The organism is Oceanobacillus sp. CF4.6 (assembly GCF_051262635.1).
In the GTDB taxonomy this organism is placed as follows: domain Bacteria; phylum Bacillota; class Bacilli; order Bacillales; family Amphibacillaceae; genus Oceanobacillus.
In genome coordinates this window covers 218,484-235,875 of record NZ_JBIMEX010000002.1, presented here as the reverse complement: position 1 = coordinate 235,875, position 17,392 = coordinate 218,484, and the positions used below count along the sequence as shown (strand labels likewise).

Annotated in this window: 13 protein-coding genes; 9 read left to right on the top strand and 4 right to left on the bottom strand. The window is 39.3% G+C overall.

Going from position 1 to position 17,392, the window contains the following annotated elements; genetic code table 11:
• The first annotated feature begins 394 nt into the window (after window positions 1–394).
• From murQ to ACHABU_RS04765, 4 genes are all read left to right on the top strand, one after another.
• Window positions 395–1,327, top strand: a complete 933-nt coding sequence (gene murQ, locus ACHABU_RS04780) for an N-acetylmuramic acid 6-phosphate etherase (RefSeq protein WP_435763674.1) — start codon at window positions 395–397, stop codon at window positions 1,325–1,327.
• 102 nt (window positions 1,328–1,429) lie between these two features.
• Window positions 1,430–2,728, top strand: a complete 1,299-nt coding sequence (locus tag ACHABU_RS04775) for an ABC transporter substrate-binding protein (protein WP_435763672.1) — start codon at window positions 1,430–1,432, stop codon at window positions 2,726–2,728.
• Between the two features lie 186 nt (window positions 2,729–2,914).
• On the top strand, window positions 2,915–3,808 hold the full coding sequence (locus tag ACHABU_RS04770; RefSeq protein ID WP_435762822.1) for a carbohydrate ABC transporter permease: 894 nt from the start codon (window positions 2,915–2,917) through the stop codon (window positions 3,806–3,808).
• A 35-nt stretch (window positions 3,809–3,843) separates the two neighbouring features.
• Window positions 3,844–4,686: a carbohydrate ABC transporter permease gene (locus tag ACHABU_RS04765; protein WP_435762820.1), complete on the top strand. Its 843-nt coding sequence runs from the start codon at window positions 3,844–3,846 to the stop codon at window positions 4,684–4,686.
• Window positions 4,687–4,742: 56 nt separating this feature from the next.
• Here the strand turns inward: ACHABU_RS04765 and ACHABU_RS04760 are convergent, their stop codons facing one another.
• From ACHABU_RS04760 to ACHABU_RS04750, 3 genes are read right to left on the bottom strand one after another with little or no spacing between them, the layout of a single operon-like run.
• Entirely contained in the window at window positions 4,743–6,011 is a 1,269-nt protein-coding gene (locus tag ACHABU_RS04760; protein WP_435762818.1) for an exo-beta-N-acetylmuramidase NamZ family protein, read from the bottom strand.
• 21 nt (window positions 6,012–6,032) lie between these two features.
• Entirely contained in the window at window positions 6,033–8,108 is a 2,076-nt protein-coding gene (nagZ, locus tag ACHABU_RS04755; RefSeq protein WP_435762815.1) for a beta-N-acetylhexosaminidase, read from the bottom strand.
• 22 nt (window positions 8,109–8,130) lie between these two features.
• Window positions 8,131–9,789, bottom strand: a complete 1,659-nt coding sequence (locus ACHABU_RS04750; RefSeq protein WP_435762813.1) for a serine hydrolase — start codon at window positions 9,787–9,789, stop codon at window positions 8,131–8,133.
• A 421-nt stretch (window positions 9,790–10,210) separates the two neighbouring features.
• Between ACHABU_RS04750 and putP the strand changes: the two genes are divergently transcribed.
• The 4 genes from putP to ACHABU_RS04730 all read left to right on the top strand — a co-directional run bounded on the left by putP (window position 10,211) and on the right by ACHABU_RS04730 (window position 14,241).
• A complete protein-coding gene (gene putP, locus ACHABU_RS04745) occupies window positions 10,211–11,710 on the top strand; it encodes a sodium/proline symporter PutP (protein ID WP_435762810.1) in 1,500 nt (499 codons plus the stop codon).
• Window positions 11,711–11,727: 17 nt separating this feature from the next.
• Complete coding sequence (locus ACHABU_RS04740) at window positions 11,728–12,678, top strand: agmatinase family protein (protein ID WP_435762807.1); 951 nt, start codon at window positions 11,728–11,730, stop codon at window positions 12,676–12,678.
• A gap of 289 nt (window positions 12,679–12,967) precedes the next feature.
• A complete protein-coding gene (locus ACHABU_RS04735; RefSeq protein WP_435762804.1) occupies window positions 12,968–13,222 on the top strand; it encodes a hypothetical protein in 255 nt (84 codons plus the stop codon).
• 101 nt (window positions 13,223–13,323) lie between these two features.
• A complete protein-coding gene (locus ACHABU_RS04730; RefSeq protein WP_435762802.1) occupies window positions 13,324–14,241 on the top strand; it encodes a DMT family transporter in 918 nt (305 codons plus the stop codon).
• An 18-nt stretch (window positions 14,242–14,259) separates the two neighbouring features.
• On the opposite strand, the gene ACHABU_RS04725 is transcribed toward ACHABU_RS04730, so the two are convergent.
• Window positions 14,260–15,585, bottom strand: coding sequence for a short-chain fatty acid transporter (locus ACHABU_RS04725; RefSeq protein WP_435762800.1), 1,326 nt, complete (start codon window positions 15,583–15,585; stop codon window positions 14,260–14,262).
• Window positions 15,586–15,833: 248 nt separating this feature from the next.
• Between ACHABU_RS04725 and ACHABU_RS04720 the strand changes: the two genes are divergently transcribed.
• Entirely contained in the window at window positions 15,834–17,138 is a 1,305-nt protein-coding gene (locus tag ACHABU_RS04720; RefSeq protein WP_435762798.1) for a S8 family serine peptidase, read from the top strand.
• The last annotated feature ends 254 nt before the right edge of the window (window positions 17,139–17,392 follow it).

The following is a 17,392-nucleotide window of genomic DNA, read 5'->3' as shown; positions in this document are numbered from 1 at the left end:
TGTAGGCTTAACACCAGCTCCGGGAAATACACGGAGACTCCAACGGGAAGAGAGGCATAGGTGAGACACTGAAATGCGTCAGCATGAAGGGGCTCACCAGCCGCCCGTGGAAAGCGCAGTGTATTTCCCAGAGCGGTCGCCGAAGTTTCTACATACTGATAGAAATCAACCAGCAGTTACTTCGGAGTTTATAGATTTATGGCAATACCTATAAGATTTTAAAAAACAGGGCGTTTTAAATTATTAGTGAAATTATATTACTATAATAAAAAGAAATATTGACAAAATAATTCAGTCGACCTATAATGAAATAAAATTAAGAAAATTAATGTAATTACTATTATTTAATTAATCGTAATTACCGAATCTACTAACAGGGGAGATCTTCATGCAAATGGAATTAACCAATCTTACTACTGAACAGAGAAATCAGAATAGTACGAACCTCGATCAGATGTCTACCTATGAAATGCTAAAGCTAATGAATGAAGAAGACAAGAAGGTTGCCGAAGCGGTTGAAATGGTGTTGCCTAAAGTGGAAGTTGCTGTGGAACGAATTGTAACTGCTCTTTCCAAAGGTGGAAGACTTTTCTATGTGGGTGCTGGTACGAGTGGAAGATTAGGAGTAATGGATGCATCGGAATGTCCCCCTACATTTATGAGCCCGCCAGAGATGGTGCAAACAGTTATGGCTGGTGGAAATAATGCATTTTTCCAAGCAATAGAAGGTTCTGAAGATCATGAAGCACAGGGGGAAGCTGATCTAAAATCAAGGAAGCTCTCCAAACAGGATGTGGTCATTGGAATTACTGCTAGTGGAAGAACCCCTTATCCAATCGGTGCCTTGAAATTTGCCCGGAAAATGGGAGCATATGCGATATCTCTCTCATGCAATAAAGATTCATTAATTAGTAGATATGCAGATTGTGAGATTGAAGTTGTTGTAGGGCCAGAAGTATTGACCGGTTCAACAAGAATGAAAGCGGCTACATCGCATAAGATGATTTTGAATATGATTAGCACGACGACAATGGTGAAGCTTGGAAAAGTGTACGAAAATTTGATGGTAGATGTACATGCAAGCAACTATAAATTAAAAGAGCGTGCTAAACAAAACATCATTGAAATAACAAATGTTTCCTATGATATTGCAGAAGACGTATTAAAACAGACTAATCATGAAGTCAAGCCAGCGATTGTAATGATCAAAGCTGGAGTTACGTTGGAAGAAGCAAAAGAAGCATTGTCTGCAAGTAATGGCTATGCAAGAACTGCGATTGAATCATTCAAAGGGAAATTAAATTCAGAAACTCCATTACTGGATTAATCTGGTAATGTGTTTCACATATGTTGTACGAAAATAAAAGGGGGTAATAAGTTGAATAAATTATTTAAAGGACGTCGTTTTTTACTAATAGCTGTGCTGTTAATGGTAGCACTAATTGCAGCGTGTTCTTCAGATGAAAATGAAGATGATGATGCAACGGAAACAAGTGGAACACCAAGCACTGGCGCTGAGGGAGAAGTTTCAGGAGATCTTGAAATTCAATATTTTGTAGGTGGATATGGAGATTCATGGTGGAAAGAAGTCATTGCAGATTTTCAGGAAGAATATCCTGACGTAAATGTGATTGAACATGCGGGTCCAAATATTAATGAAGAAATGCGCTCACGCTGGATTTCAAATGATCCGCCTGATGTCGTATACATTGATGGGGCTGGTTCAAGCGAAACCCAAATGGTCGAGGATGGACAATTAATGAATCTGTCAGAGTGGGTCGAAGGAATTGAATTAGAAGGCGGCGACAAATTAGTGGAAAGCTTTATCGTTCAGCCCGGTAAGTTCGACGGGGAAATTTATTCACTGCCTTTAGTATTTGATACATGGGGAACATGGTATGACAGAGCATTATTTGAAGAAAAAGGCTATGAAGTACCAACAGACTTTGACAGTTTTATGAGTTCGATGGAGGAAATTAAAGAGGGAGAGGATATAAATCCACTTGTAACAAGTGGTCAACATCCATATTACTTCCTACGTGGAATGCTTTACCCTGCATTTGGTGCAGCCGGTGGGGAAGAATTACTCTCTGATTTAATTACTGGTGCAGAAGGTGCTTGGACAAGTGATGTTGTACTAGAAACGATGAAAAAAGTGGAGAAATTGCAACAGGAAGGAATGTTTGATTCTGGATTGGGTGCATTAAACCATACACAATCTCAAATGAACTTCCTGTTACATGAAAATGCATTTATCCCTGTTGGTTTCTGGTTGCCGAATGAAATGGCAAATGATATTCCTGAAGGGTTTGACTTTGGTTTTATTCCATCGCCAATGCAGGATGAGGGTGAACCTTTTGCTATTGTTCCAGACTTACGACCTTTGGCAATCGCTGAAAATGCGAAAAATCCAGAGGCGGCTAAAGCTTTTGTTGCGTTTGCATTTACAAGAGAGTATGCAATGTCATTCTCTGAACATACAGGAGCTATTATGAATATTACGGAAGTAGATTTAACGGAAAATGAAAATGTTCCAGGGTATTTAACAGAAGCGAATGCGATGATTAATGATCCGGATCAAGTTCAAATCTATGAAAAACCGCATCCAATGAGTGCAGATTTGGAAACACCGATTGGTAATGCATTGATGTCCTTGATGCTCGGAAATATGACTGCAGAAGAATTTGTGGAAGAAGCAGAAAAAGCAGCTGCAGATTATCGTAACTAATTAATTATGATCTCTGCGTAGCCGCTAGGACGTGGACGATCTCGGTAAAAGATCCGCCAACGAGAAACATCTGCGTGTTTTTATCGAACTATTTGAACAGTCTCTATAAGTCAGTATGGAACATGATGGCATTCAACGTTAGCCATTATGTTCCATACATCTATTTCCAAAAGAAAGAGTGATTGGATGGTACAGTCTAAAAAACAAAAATATACATTTCTGGCCTTTTGTCTTATTCCCACGTTTGTCATGTTCGCTATTTTTACGCTTTATCCTTTGTTCAGCGGATTGTACTATTCTTTTTTTGATTGGTCAGGATCGTCCCAAAACAAAGAATTTATTGGATTCGACAATTACATAAAATTATTCAATGATGCAATAATCCCCAATACGATTATTCATGATTATTTCCTCGTGGTAACCAAAGTTATTGGCATTATGATTTTGGCAATGTTTTTTGCAGTTGCTCTGACTCAACTGAAAATTAAAGAAGCACCATTTTATCGGGTTGTCTTTTTCTTTCCCAATATTATGTCGGTTGTTGTAATTGGGATATTATGGACCTTTATCTATAATCCGAGTATGGGGCTGGTTAATTCAGGATTGGAATTTCTTGGTTTAGAGAATTTGGCTAGACCATGGCTTGGAAGTGAGACATGGGCATTGCCAAGTCTTGTATTACCATCCATTTGGGCGGGGATTGGCTTATTTATGTTAATGCTAATAGGGGGTATTTCGAATATATCCAAAAGCTATTATGAAGCAGCTGAAATTGACGGAGCAAATCAGTGGCAACAGTTTTGGAAGGTTACCTTGCCACTTGTATGGCCACAAATTAAAATATCCGTTCTTTACATCGTTATTACTACTTTAAATGGTTCTTTTGTTATTGTGCAGGTTATGACTGCCGGTGGGCCAAATAACTCGACACATGTTATGGGTTCCTATCTCTATCAGCAGGCATTCGTACAGTATAACTTTGGTTATGGTGCAACAATTGGAGTTATGATTTTAGTGATCTCGCTTATTACAGTATTAATTTTACAATTCTTAATGCGCAGGGATAAAGTTGAATACTAGAATCATAAAGTGGAAAAGGTAAAGGAGGAACAAAATTGAAACGTAGTGTGGGTCAAATTTTAGGTAAGACAGGGATACGTATCCCTTTAATTTTATGGTCAATAGCCGTGTTATACCCAATATTTTGGATGTTCCTCGGTTCATTTAAATCAAATGCAGAAATATATAGAAATCCATGGGGGTTCCCGGAAACATTTAACTGGCAAAACTTTGCGGATGCTTGGACGAACTATAATATCGATACAAGTGTATTTAATAGTTTAATTGTAACGGTAGTAGGTTCACTTTTAACATTGTTCCTTGCTGTCCCTACCGCATATGCGATTGAGCGAATAAATTTCCGAGGTAGTAAATTCTTATTTACGTTATATGTATCAGCGATGATGATTCCAATGGTATTGGGTTGGATACCGTTATTCTTTCTACTATCGGATATAGGTTTATTAGATAATATTTATGGATTGGCTATTGTATATGCAGTTAGCCAGTTGCCTTTTACCATATTTGTTTTAACAAGCTTTATAAGTACGATACCAAAGTCACTGGAAGAAGCTGCAGCAATCGACGGTCTCTCGCCTTATGGCGTCCTCTGGAAAGTGATTACACCGTTAACAATGTCGGGAATAATTACAGTAACAATTATGAATGCGATTCAGTTTTGGAATGAGTATTTCATGGCATTGATCTTTCTACAATCCAGTGAGAATTATACATTGGCACTGGCAATCGACTTTATTAGTAGTGAAGCACAATATACAAATGCTTGGGGTACATTATTTGCCAGTCTCGTAATTGCTATACTTCCGGTTATTGTTCTTTATGCGATTTTCCAGCGGAGGATTTCAAAAGGTATGACAGAAGGGGCGATAAAAGGGTAGATATAAAGATAGGAAAAAGACATCCAGTTTTTGGATGTCTTTTTATCTTTATCTATTCAATAAATAAGGAAGTCTTTACGAACCTGCTTGAACTCTTTCAATTCATCCTTCCATTCTTTCTCCATATCTTTAACAGAATCGCCGTTTTCGATTGCTTCACGGATCCAACCATTACCAATTAAATTATCAAAGAAGGATATACCTGCGCTGTTTTCAGCACGGAATTCAAAGTCTTCCGGATACATATCATGCAGTGTTTTTACGATATGCAATCCTGTTTCAACCGGTTTATAGGATTTCTTGTTCTTGATATGGATTTGCACACCATGACTAAGTGTTCCAGCATGTTTAGAAATAGAAGGTGTAAAGGATGCTGCACGGAAAGCTACTCCAGGTAGTTCCAGTTCATTTAAAGCAGCTGCAAACGCTGTGCTGTTTACAAATGGAGCGCCAATCAATTCGAATGGTTTCGTTGTACCACGACCTTCGGATAGATTTGTTCCTTCAATTAATGCTGCACCTGGGTATACGAGTGCTGTATCAAGTGTTGGCATGTTTGGTGACGGGAGAACAAATTCTAAGTCTGTATCATCATAATACATATTACGTTTCCAGCCATCCATTTCAACAACGGTTAAATCTGCACCAATTTCAAATTCTTCATTGAAGAGTTTTGCGAGTTCTCCGACTGTCATCCCGTGACGCAATGGGATCGGATAATTACCAACAAAGGATGCATATTCCGTTTCAAGAACTGGCCCTTCGACTTTATGGCCGCCTTGTGGGTTCGGACGGTCAAGTACGATAAATTCAATGTTGTTTTCCTGTGCTGCTTCCATGGCATATGCCATCGTGTAAATATACGTATAGAAGCGTGTTCCTACGTCCTGGATATCAAATAGCAATACATCAACATTTTCCAGCATTTCTGGGGTGGGTTTTCTAGTTTGTCCATATAAGCTGTAGACTGGTAATCCTGTAGTCCCATCAATATAAAACTCCACATATTCTCCAGCTTGAGCATCACCACGTACCCCATGTTCCGGTCCATACAATGCGGTTAATTCAACATCCGGATCATGATGCAGCAAATCTACGATACTTCTTAACTCCTGGTCTACTCCTGTTGGATTGGTAATTAATCCGACCCGTTTTCCTTTAATCAGTTCCTTTTGTTCTTCAAGCAGCACTTCAACACCAAGTTCTAATTCGTTTTGTTTATCTTTACCTTTCCCTTTTCCGTTGTTTCCGTTATCTGCGAATACCGCTGATAACGAGCTTAAAGCCAAGACAATTGTTAAAAACATAATCAAGGGTCTCTTCATTTTTTTACACTCTCCTTATTTTTAGTAGGATAAACCAAAGCCAAATTCAAATAGTGAATCGCCATTTTGATTGGGAATGGTTACTGGCAGCGTTCCAGTTGGATTGTTTTCGCCAAAAAGGGTTGCTGCTGTTGCCTGGAAGCTGGCAGGTCTGAAGCCGTATTGTGCTAAATAACCATCAATTGCAGGAAATGCCATAATATCGTATGGATTACGGATGCCGACGCCGACTATCGGTGCTTCAACATGTTCAACAAGTTGGTTAATCAATTGCATTTGTGCGCTGTTTGGTGAACGACCGTTTACATTATAGGTGTACGAGCCGACAACAACTGCACTAGCATCTTCAAGTTGGGCTAGTTGGTCCTCATCGAGCGGTCCAGATGCTACAAAGAGGTCTGTATTCGTATGGTACGCATTGACTGCATCGTGCAGGCTATTGATAAACGTATTACCTACGACAACGATTTTTTCATCATTAGAAAGGTTGAATGGCAATACATCGTTATTTTTAATCAAGGTAATGGATTGGTTGGCAGCGTCTGCTTCAACTTGTTTATGTTCATCCGAACCAACAATCGCTTCAGCATTTGCTATTAATTCTTCAATAGGGAGGGAGTTCTCGGATTTAATAATTCCCCGTTCCATTTTTAATGTTAGAATTCGTTCAACGGATTCCTCAATACGTTCTTCTGTTATCTCTCCTGTTTCAACTGCTTCTACCAATCCATCTGCTACTTCCCCAAGACCGACAGGCATTAAGATAATATCTGTTCCAGCTTTTACAGAACGGATGACGGCATCAACGGATCCGAAATGTTCCGCGATCGCAGCCATGTTCAACGCATCGGTAATAATCACACCGTTATATCCCATTTCTTCACGCATCAAACCGGTTAATACTTTGTGGGAAAGGGTGGCAGGCAAAGAGATTTCCGTACCATCTTTTTGAGAGATCACTTTTGTATCATCTATCTTAGGGAAAGTAACATGTGCCGTCATAACTGCATCAATGCCTTCTTCCATTGCCTGTTGAAAAGGGAAGAGTTCTACTTCCAATAACCGTTCTTTATCATGTGGAACTTCAGGCAGTCCAAGATGTGAATCAACAGCTGTATCACCGTGTCCAGGGAAATGCTTAGCGGTTGCTGCTACTCCTGTACTTTGCAAACCTTGAATATATGCTGTTCCCATTTCAGCAACCAGGTCAGGTGATTCTCCGAACGAACGTACACCGATTACCGGGTTATCAGGATTATTATTAACATCCAATACTGGCGCAAGGTTCATATTAATTCCTAAAGCTTGTAATTCTTCACCGATCACTTGTCCTACATTTTCTGCGGTTTCAGCCGAACGGGTTGCGCCAAGTGCCATATTACCGGGCATATGTGTACCTGATTGCAATCGGGTAACAATCCCACCTTCCTGGTCAATTGTCAGCAGCAGTCCATATTTTTCACTTGCTTCCTGATAATCAGCTACCAAGCGGGTTGTCTGTTTTGTAGTGACAACATTCTCAGCGAATAAAATGACTCCGCCAAGATGGTATTCCTTTACTAGTTGTTCAATTTCAGGGAGCATTTCAGTTACATTTTCTCCGTCCCAGTTTCTGAAATCAGGCATAAGCATTTGACCTATTTTTTCATTTCGTGTCATTCCATTTATTGCATGTTGGATCACATCGTAGCGATTTCCTTTTTCTTTCATAACAAGCTCTTCGGATTGTTTCTTATGCACGGCGATTCGATCTGTTGAACTACCATCTGTGACAGTGATGAAGGATCGACCGTTTTGTCCGGTGAATGTGACAACACCATGCTGATCCACCGTAGCAACATTCTTATTTTTCGAAGCCCATGTTAAATCCTCAGAAGTCATTTTAAAATGGCCATCCTCATAGATATTCAGTACATTTAAATGGATTTGTTTATCCTCAACGGTTATAGCTGCTTCGGGAACGTTTTGGAATATGATTAAATCATGGATCTTACTCTCTGCTGCCGCAATAACTTTGCTACCTGAAAAGGTGAATGTGCTTAACATAAGCACAAGTATTGTGATAAAAATAAATGGAGCGTTGCTAAAAAATTTCATAATACTCCTCCTCTAATTCATTCTAATAATTACGTTCAACCCATCCATCGCTTACTACTTCAAAAGGAATATTTTCTTTTGAAGAATCGGTAAGTTTCAGATTGCTTACATACCAACCACGTTCATTTCCACCTACATCGGTAGCGTACCGAAACCGGATTCGTGTCGTATTTGCAGGAATTTCAATTTGTTCATGAAGCCAGTTCTCACTGCTTCCGGAATAGGCATCTTTAACAGTATTCCAATAATCACCATCACTTGATACTTCTATATATCCGAAATCCCAATAATTTTCAATTCTGTACCACGTATCATAGGACAGGGTAGCATCGTCCTTTAAGTCTAGTTCGACTGTTAGTGTGCGATTTTCTAACTGATCACCATGTCCGGCGTACCATGCGTCTTCCCCATTTGGAGTAGCAACGGGAATTGCATTTGCAACGAGTCTTGCAAGCTGTTTTCTGGCAGTGTTTGTTGATACGGTATCACGTGTAGGGTGGACGCGATTGGTCAAAAGAATCGCAATCGTATCGTTCTCCATGTTAATGACAAGCGATGTGCCTGTATAACCGGTATGCCCAATGGATGCAGGTCCGGAAAGCCCGTCCATGTACCAGGCCTGTGAAAGCTCCCATCCTAATCCATGATCATTTCCAGGAAACTCAGGGATCTGATTTTGTACTAATAAATCCACCGTTTCCGGCTTGAGGATTTGTTTTCCGCCATAACGTCCATCATTGATAAACATATGTGCAAGCTTACCTAGATCCTCTGCAGTTGAAAATACGCCTGCATGTCCTGCTACGCCATCCAAGACCCAAGCACTTTCATCATGTACTTCACCCCAGACAAGGCCCCTGTTTGTCCAAGGCTGATATTCGGTTGCAGCAACACGATGCTTTAATGATTCCGGTGGGTTATACATCGTATCATCCATTTTTAGTGGCTTTGTTATGTTCTCATAAACAAATTCATCAAGACGCTGGCCTGATAAACGTTCAATAAGAGCTCCTAAGGTTATCAAGTTTAAATCACTGTAGGTGTATGTAGATCCTGGTGTGTTATCAAGTGGGTACTGATAAACATATTGCAGTCTATCTTCGCGGTTGTCTCCAATCGTATAAAGCGGAATCCATGGGGTAAATCCTGATGTGTGGGTCATAAGTTGCTTAATCGTTACATTTTCTTTTCCATTCTCAGCAAATTCCGGAATATAATCAGCAACAGGGTCATCAAGTTCAAAAAGACCTTGTTCATAAACGATCATCGCTGCTGTTGAAGTGAAAATCTTACTGATGGAGGCAAGATCAAATATTGTATCTTCACTCATGTTAATTGGTTGGTCGGTTGTATTACCTTTGTCATCTTCATATAAGTATGCATGTCCAAATGCCTCCTGTTGGACAATATGACCTTTCCTTGCAACAAATGTGACAGCACCAGGAAATGCGCCATCTTCAATTGCTGATTCCATATAAGGACCGATTTCGAGTAAAGGATCCGAAAGCATTCCAGCTCCATGAATGGAACCTGGATGCAAGACGGGTGATGTAGGTCCAGGATCCCCCCAAGTGAAGCGTGGCTTAGAATCTTTTTTTGCCTGTACAGGCGCACCTGTGGTGATAATAATCGAGAAGACTAGTAATCCGGTAATAGCGATACAAATAAAACGTCTTTGCATAATCTTCCTCCCTTTTATTTATTCATAGAATTCACATTATTTATTAAATTCTATCTCTTATTATAGCACGCTATTAAAATTGTCCATCACTCAAACTGACTATTTTATGAAATAATATTTTAAAGAGATAGTGTAAATGAACTAGGTAAAAAGATTAATAGGTTGCGAATATCGAATGTCTAGTCATAATACCTAATCTAATTACATAATTCTAAACCATATAACAATATTTTAAATTTTCTGGTTTACTATTATTCTGTATGGGAAAAAGAAAAAGGAAGCATGTAAAAATGAGGAGGGGGCTTAGTATGGAGGAATTTATGCTTGATGGCTGGACATTGTTTTGGTTTGCCGTACCAATGCCATTATTGGTCGTGTGGGCGATTATTACTTTCTTTACGGACAAGGAGAGTGATGACGTTTGAATCCAACACTTATAACATTTGTCGCATACCTAGCAGTTATGATAACCATCGGAATTATTACATTCAGAATGACAAACACATTATCCGATTATGTTCTTGGGGGTCGTAAATTAAATAGCTGGGTAACGGCATTTTCGGCATCAGCCAGTGATTTCAGTGGTTGGCTACTTATCGGTTTACCCGGTGCAGCATATGCGGCAGGACTTGGACAGTGGAGTTTGTGGATTGCAATTGGTTTGGCTGTAGGTGCGATGATTAACTGGCAGTACGTAGCAAAGCGATTAAGAGTTTATACGGAGTATACAAATGATTCGATTACATTACCACAGTTTTTTGAAAACCGTTTTCGTGATAATTCCCATTTATTAAGAGTTATTTCTGCATTATTTATTTTAGCATTTTTCCTTTTCTATACTGCTTCAGGTCTAGTTGCAGGTGCGAAATTATTTCAAGGGACATTTGATATTGATTACCATTTCGCTTTAGTAGTTGGAGCAATTATTATTGTTGCGTACACGTTTTTAGGTGGATTCCTAGCAGTTAGTTATACAGATTTTATTCAAGGTGTATTAATGTCAGCAGCATTATTATTTACTGCGATTTACGGATTGATTCAAATTGGTGGATTTGGGGAATTATTTAATCAACTGGGTTCGATCAACAGTAGTTTAATAAATGCATTTGCAGCTACATCTTATGATGAAGCAGGTGGAGTTCTTTGGGAATCTGCTGGGGCAATTGGAGCGGTCGGTATTATCTCAGCACTTGCCTGGGGTCTTGGTTATTTTGGACAGCCACATATTTTAGCAAGGTTTATGGCAATCCGCTCTCATAAAGAAGTCAGGAAAGCACGTTTAATAAGTGTTTCTCTGGGACTTGTTATTCCATTGTATGGTGCTTTAATTGTAGGGCTGCTTGGGATTGTAACATTTGATCAGCCATTAGCTGATTCGGAGCAGGTTTTCATTCAACTCGTACAGGTAGTTTATAATCCGTGGGTTGCAGGCTTTTTACTTGCAGCAGTATTAGCGGCAATTATGAGTACGGTTGATTCACAGTTACTCGTATCATCCAGTGCATTGTCAGAAGACTTTTACCGAAGATATTTGCGTAAAAAGGCAAGTGATAAAGAACTTGTATGGGTCGGAAGGATTTCTGTACTCGTTATTGCGGTTATTGCATTGATACTTGCATGGAATGAGAGCAGTTCCGTACTTGACCTTGTATCCTATGCATGGGCTGGTTTTGGTGCCACATTTGGACCGGCAATCTTGTTTTCCCTATTTTGGCGGAAAACAACGCGTAATGGAGTTTTGGCTGGGATTATTGTTGGTGGAATTACCATATTCCTTTGGCCGCTAACAGGTTCGGATTTATATGAAATGGTACCAGGATTTATTTTATCGAGTCTAGCAATTGTCGTATTTAGTCTTATAGGAAAGGGACCTACAAAAGAAATGCAGGAAGAGTTTGATAAAGTTGCAGGAGTCAAATAATCTAGGAGTGAAATTTTATGACAGATAAATTATATGGCAATACACCTTGTTATTTAGGCGGAAAGAAAGTTAGCCTAAAAGATAATAGTTATCAAGATAGAGATGTACTCGTATACGGTGTGCCTTGGGAAGGTGCGGTTACTTGGGGGGATTACACCGGCTGTGAGCTTGGACCAAAGGTTATCCGCTTAAATAGCTCTCGTTATTCGGGCTATTTACCTGAATTGAATCATATGGATGTTTTGAGTCATTACACGATTGGTGATCTTGGAGACATCGATGTCGTTCCAGCAGATACGTTGGAAACAATGACCCGTATCGAAAATTTCGCATCCAATGTATGGAAAACGGGAAAATTCCCTGTCGCCTTTGGTGGAGACCATGGGATTACTTATCCGATTGTGAAGGCATTAAGTGAAGAAGTAGAAGGAAAAGTTGGAATCCTACATTTGGATGCCCATTACGATAACCATCCAGATTATGATGGTGACCTTTACGCACGTAGTACACCTTTTCATCGAATTTATGAAAGTGAAAGTGTTCGAAATGAGAGTATTGTTCATATGGGAATTCATGGACCGCGTAATAAGCCGGAAACAGGGAAGTACGCGGCAGAAGTTGGCGCAACAACAATCTCTGTGAGAGAAATCAGGAAAGCTGGAACAGATCTGACGGAACTTGCACAAAAGGCATACGATATTGCAAGCGAAGGGACAGAAGCAGTTTACCTAAGTATTTGCAGTGATGTTTTGGATTTTGCCTTCAATCCTGGTGGACCGGTAGATGGAAACGGCGTTACTTCCTATGAATTGTTGGAACTCGTTCATGAATTTGCAAAACTCGGTATTCGTGGCATGGACTATGTGGAAGTTTATCCACAGCAAGACACAAATGATAACTCATCGCATTTTGTAACCTATGCTGTGCTTTATGCGCTCGCTGGTAATATTCTCAATGAAAATAAATAATAGGATGCCGCTCCTTTTGTTTGGGGCGGCGCTTTTTTGTGTCTGAACCGAGATGGGGAAATCCCTGCTTGATGTGATGAATCGCTCCTTTACATTTATATTTATACAGGATATCATAAATGAATTGTTAGTAAGAAAATATTAGCCTAAAGACTTTATAGGCCAGTTTTTAACTATTTTTTTCTGAAATACAGATAATATGACCTATACCTTAATATTGAATTCATACTTATTACACTTGTGAATGAATGCACGATTGAAATAAAATAAGGTCATAGGGGGGGACGATTTGACTCAGGAAATTATTGACGAGTTGTTGGAAGCCATTACATTATTGCTTGACGATGTTAAAGATGTTCAAGAAAACAGCTATCATATGGATGAATTAATAAATCAGTTGGAAACACGAGTAAATGATGTGGAGATAAATATCCATGGGTTGGAAAAAAATGCACAGAGCCTTAACGATAGACTGTCTCAGGTCTTGGATTGTATCATGAGCAGAGCTAAAGAAGAGATAGCGGTCTATAAAGCAATCAGCTAAGCGTGCTAAGGCAGGCTTATTTTTTTTGTTCTTATTTAGTTTTAAATATCCTCTGCATCTGCTAGCATAAACGATAAATGACTGGAGGATGTAGCATCATTATGAAACAAAAATTACCTTATGTAAAAACGCTCCGCAAAAATAGACTTCTTCTTTGGTTGCTTATTCTTACTATTACCATCATATGGGGTTATGCTTGGGTGTTGATGAAGGCTTCACTTGAATTCATGGGTCCCTTTTCGTTTTCCTTTTTCCGATTTGGTGTTGGAACAGTCACATTAATGCTCATCGTATGGCTGTTGAAAATAGGAATGCCGCCGAAAGAGTCCTGGAAACATTTATTGATCGTTGGTACACTGCAAACTGCAATTGTTTTTCTATTTGTTATGTTCGCATTACGATTTGTTGATGCAGGAAAATCTTCTGTTCTACTTTATTCCATGCCGATTTGGAGTAGTATGCTAGCAACAAAATTTTTACAGGAAAAAATAACTCCGGCTAAAATGGCAGGTCTATGGATAGGAATGCTTGGATTGTTGACGATTCTTGGTTGGGACATATGGGTTGGACAGAATCCATCTATTATATTTGGTGAGTTGTTAATCATTATTGCAGCCTTTTCCTGGGCCGTATCCAATGTATATTACCGCATTCATGTACAGGATTTACCAAAAATACAAGCAACAGCATTTCAGATGTTGTTTGGAACGATAGCTATTTTTATAGTTACCTTATTTATGGAATGGGGAGAGCCTGTTCAACTAAATGCACAAAGCACTTATTATATTCTCTTTACAGGTGTATTGGCATCAGCATTATGTTTCACTGTGTGGTTCATTATTTTAAGTGTGATTGATATGGTAACAGCAACAATCTCCACCATGCTCGTTCCCCTGTTTGGACTTCTTTTTAGTAGTTTATTATTAAACGAAGAAATGACCCCAAGCATCGTGGTAGGATTTGTGTTGATTGTTATCGGTATTATCGTTGCTCAATTAAAAAATCCTCGACTCCAATGAAGGAATCGAGGATTTCTTTTAAAATAAAAACAGACCAATTGAGATTGGAATAAAACTGAATAGCAGTATCATTACACAGAATCCCATAATGTCACGAACTTTCAGACCAGCAATAGCGAGTGCAGGCAGTGCCCAAAATGGCTGAATCATGTTCGTCCAGGCGTCTCCCCATGCAACTGCCATTGCCGTTTTTGCTGTGTCTGCGCCGGTTTCAAGAGCTGCTTGAATCATAATTGGACCTTGAACTGCCCATTGTCCACCACCAGAGGGAACGAAGAAGTTCACGATACCCGCACTAATAAAGGAAAAAAACGGCAGTGTATATTCAGTTGAAAAGCTGACGAACCATAGAGACATTTGTTCCGAAAGACCAGAAGCAACCATCATTCCCATGATACCAGCATAGAATGGGAATTGAATAATAATTCCTCCCGCATTTTTCACACCGTTACTTACTGTATCCAGAAATCGTCTTGGCGTTTTATGAAGGATGATACCTAGAAATAGAAAAATAAAGTTAACGATATTGATATTCAAATCAAATCCATTTGTAGCAAAATGATAAACCATATAAGCAAGACCCATAACACCAATAATCAGTGAAACAATTTGGCTATTTTCAAGCTTCTCTGCAGGTGTGGTCGGTTGTGCGATTTCATGGGCTGTTTGTTCCTCAGTATCAGACTTCCACAAAGCAGCATCCGTGTTTCTTAGTGGATCTGTACCATTTAACAAGTAACGATTAAACAAAGGTAAGGTAATAACGAGTACAAGAACTGTGAAAATATTAAAAGGACTGAATAACGTCTCTACTACCGGAATTGTTCCCAACGTTTCTTCCAAAAAATGCCCTGGTGTTGCAATGGTTAATGGGATCGATGCAGAAAAACCACCATGCCAGACAAGCATGCCACTATAGCCACTGGCGATTAATAAGCGGTAATCCACGGATGGAACCCGCTTGGCGACGTGAATGGCGAAGAGCGCTCCAACTACAAGGCCAAACCCGTAATTGATTAAACAAGCTATAATGGCTACAAAGGTAACTAACATTATTGCTTGTGCAGGTGTATTGGCAAGTGTACTCAATTTCGCCAGCAGGTTCTTAACAACCGGTGCACTTGCTAAAATATACCCTGTAACAACAACGAGAGCCATCTGCATAGCAAAAGCAAGTAAATCCCAAAAACCCGTTCCCCAATGCTCAATCATCTGAACAGGTCCGCTGTCTGTAAATAGCACACCCAAAAGATAAACGACAATGGTTAAGATGATGGCAAATAAGAATGCATCCGGTAAATAACGCTGAACCATACGGTCAAAGAATGAAGTTAATCCTTTCACAATTATTCCTCCTTAACTATTTTATAAACGTTTTCAAAATAATATTATCAAATTATTTGATAATATTAAAATATAGTTAAGTGTATGCTTGTCATTACGTAAAATGTCTCAAAAAATGTTAAAGATATCGACAAAACTACTACTTTTTATTTTAATTTTCTAAAAATAGTCATGTTGTCGGATTGTTATCATCTATCTTCATTGCTAATCTATCAATGAAGATAGATTATTTTAAAAGGAGGAGTAAAATGAGTAACAGGAAAAAAGTATGGTTTGAAAATAACGATCGCAAACTTGATCCTGGCCTGGTAGAACAATTATGGAATGCCCGTAAAGTAGACATGAATGTAATAAGCAGCAATGAAATCCCCATTATCGTTTATTTGAAGAAGAACTGTGACAAAGACAAAAAAGACGACCTCCTAAAAACCTGCAATTTAGATTCTCATAACAAACTCGAAAGAGAACTGCATAGTATAAATGGGGTGAAAGGCCATTTAACACCTGATAAAATAAAAGAGATTAAAGACCATGAAGCAGTAGATCGGATTTTTTACGATCGGATCGTAACTTCCTTTCTGGATGTCGCGTGTGAGCATATAGGTGCTGTTAATGTTCACAAAAATCTTGATTTAACTGGAAACGGGATAACGATTGCCGTCATTGATACAGGAATTCACCCACATGAAGATTTGATTACTCCCTCAAATAGAATAATAGCTTTTCAAGATTTTATAAATGGTCAAAATGAACCGTATGATGATAATGGTCATGGAACGCATTGTGCCGGGGATGCTGCCGGGAACGGTAACCTCTCCAATGGAAGGTATGTAGGTCCAGCGCCTGAAGCTTCTATAATAGGAATAAAAGTTTTGGATGAGCAGGGAAGTGGTAGGCTATCAACGATTATTGAAGGTTTGGAATGGTGTATGGATCATAAAGAAGCACATAATATTCGAATCATTTCTTTATCACTCGGAGCTCCTGCCTATGAGTCTTTCAGAGATGATCCACTATCGCGAGCGGCACAGAAAGCGTGGCATCAAGGAATTGTTGTATGTGCAGCAGCTGGAAACAGTGGACCTGCTGCAGCAACAATCAGTACCCCAGCAATCGACCCATTTATCATTACGGTTGGATCGACGGATGATCAAAATACGTTAGAGCGTACGGATGATCATATAGCAGATTATTCCAGTAGAGGCCCTACAATTGATTCCCTAATTAAACCAGATATCTATGCACCAGGTACAAATATTATCTCCTTGTTAGCCCCAGGATCAGCAATCGAATCACAAATACCAGAGTTGATTATCGATGAAAACTATATCCAGTTGTCAGGTACATCGATGGCAACACCAATTTGTGCAGGGATCATCGCCCTTATGTTGGAAGCTAACCCGAATCTCAGTCCGAATGATATAAAAAGCATCTTAAAGGCGACTTCTCATCCTACGCTTGATGATTTATGGGGATATCTTGAAGCAGAAAGCGCTGTTGAAATGGCAAAAAATTATCAACTTCAAGTACAAACAGCAGTCCAGGATAGCTAGGAGAAATGAAATAGACAGAAGGAGAGGGAGAACAAACAGTTCTCCCTTTTATAATTTAGTTGGGTAGTTCATGTAGCGGGATTGGTTCACTGTAAGATCTTTTCAGGAAGGTGATGGGCTTGTACATCATAAAAAGTAAGAGAAATAAAGGGGTAATTATAGCGGTTTCCTTCCCCCACCTAGAAATGCGGGTGAGGAGCGCGACTGAACTCGTATTCTCTAGCATTATGTACCCGCCCCCCTCTGAAAGAGAA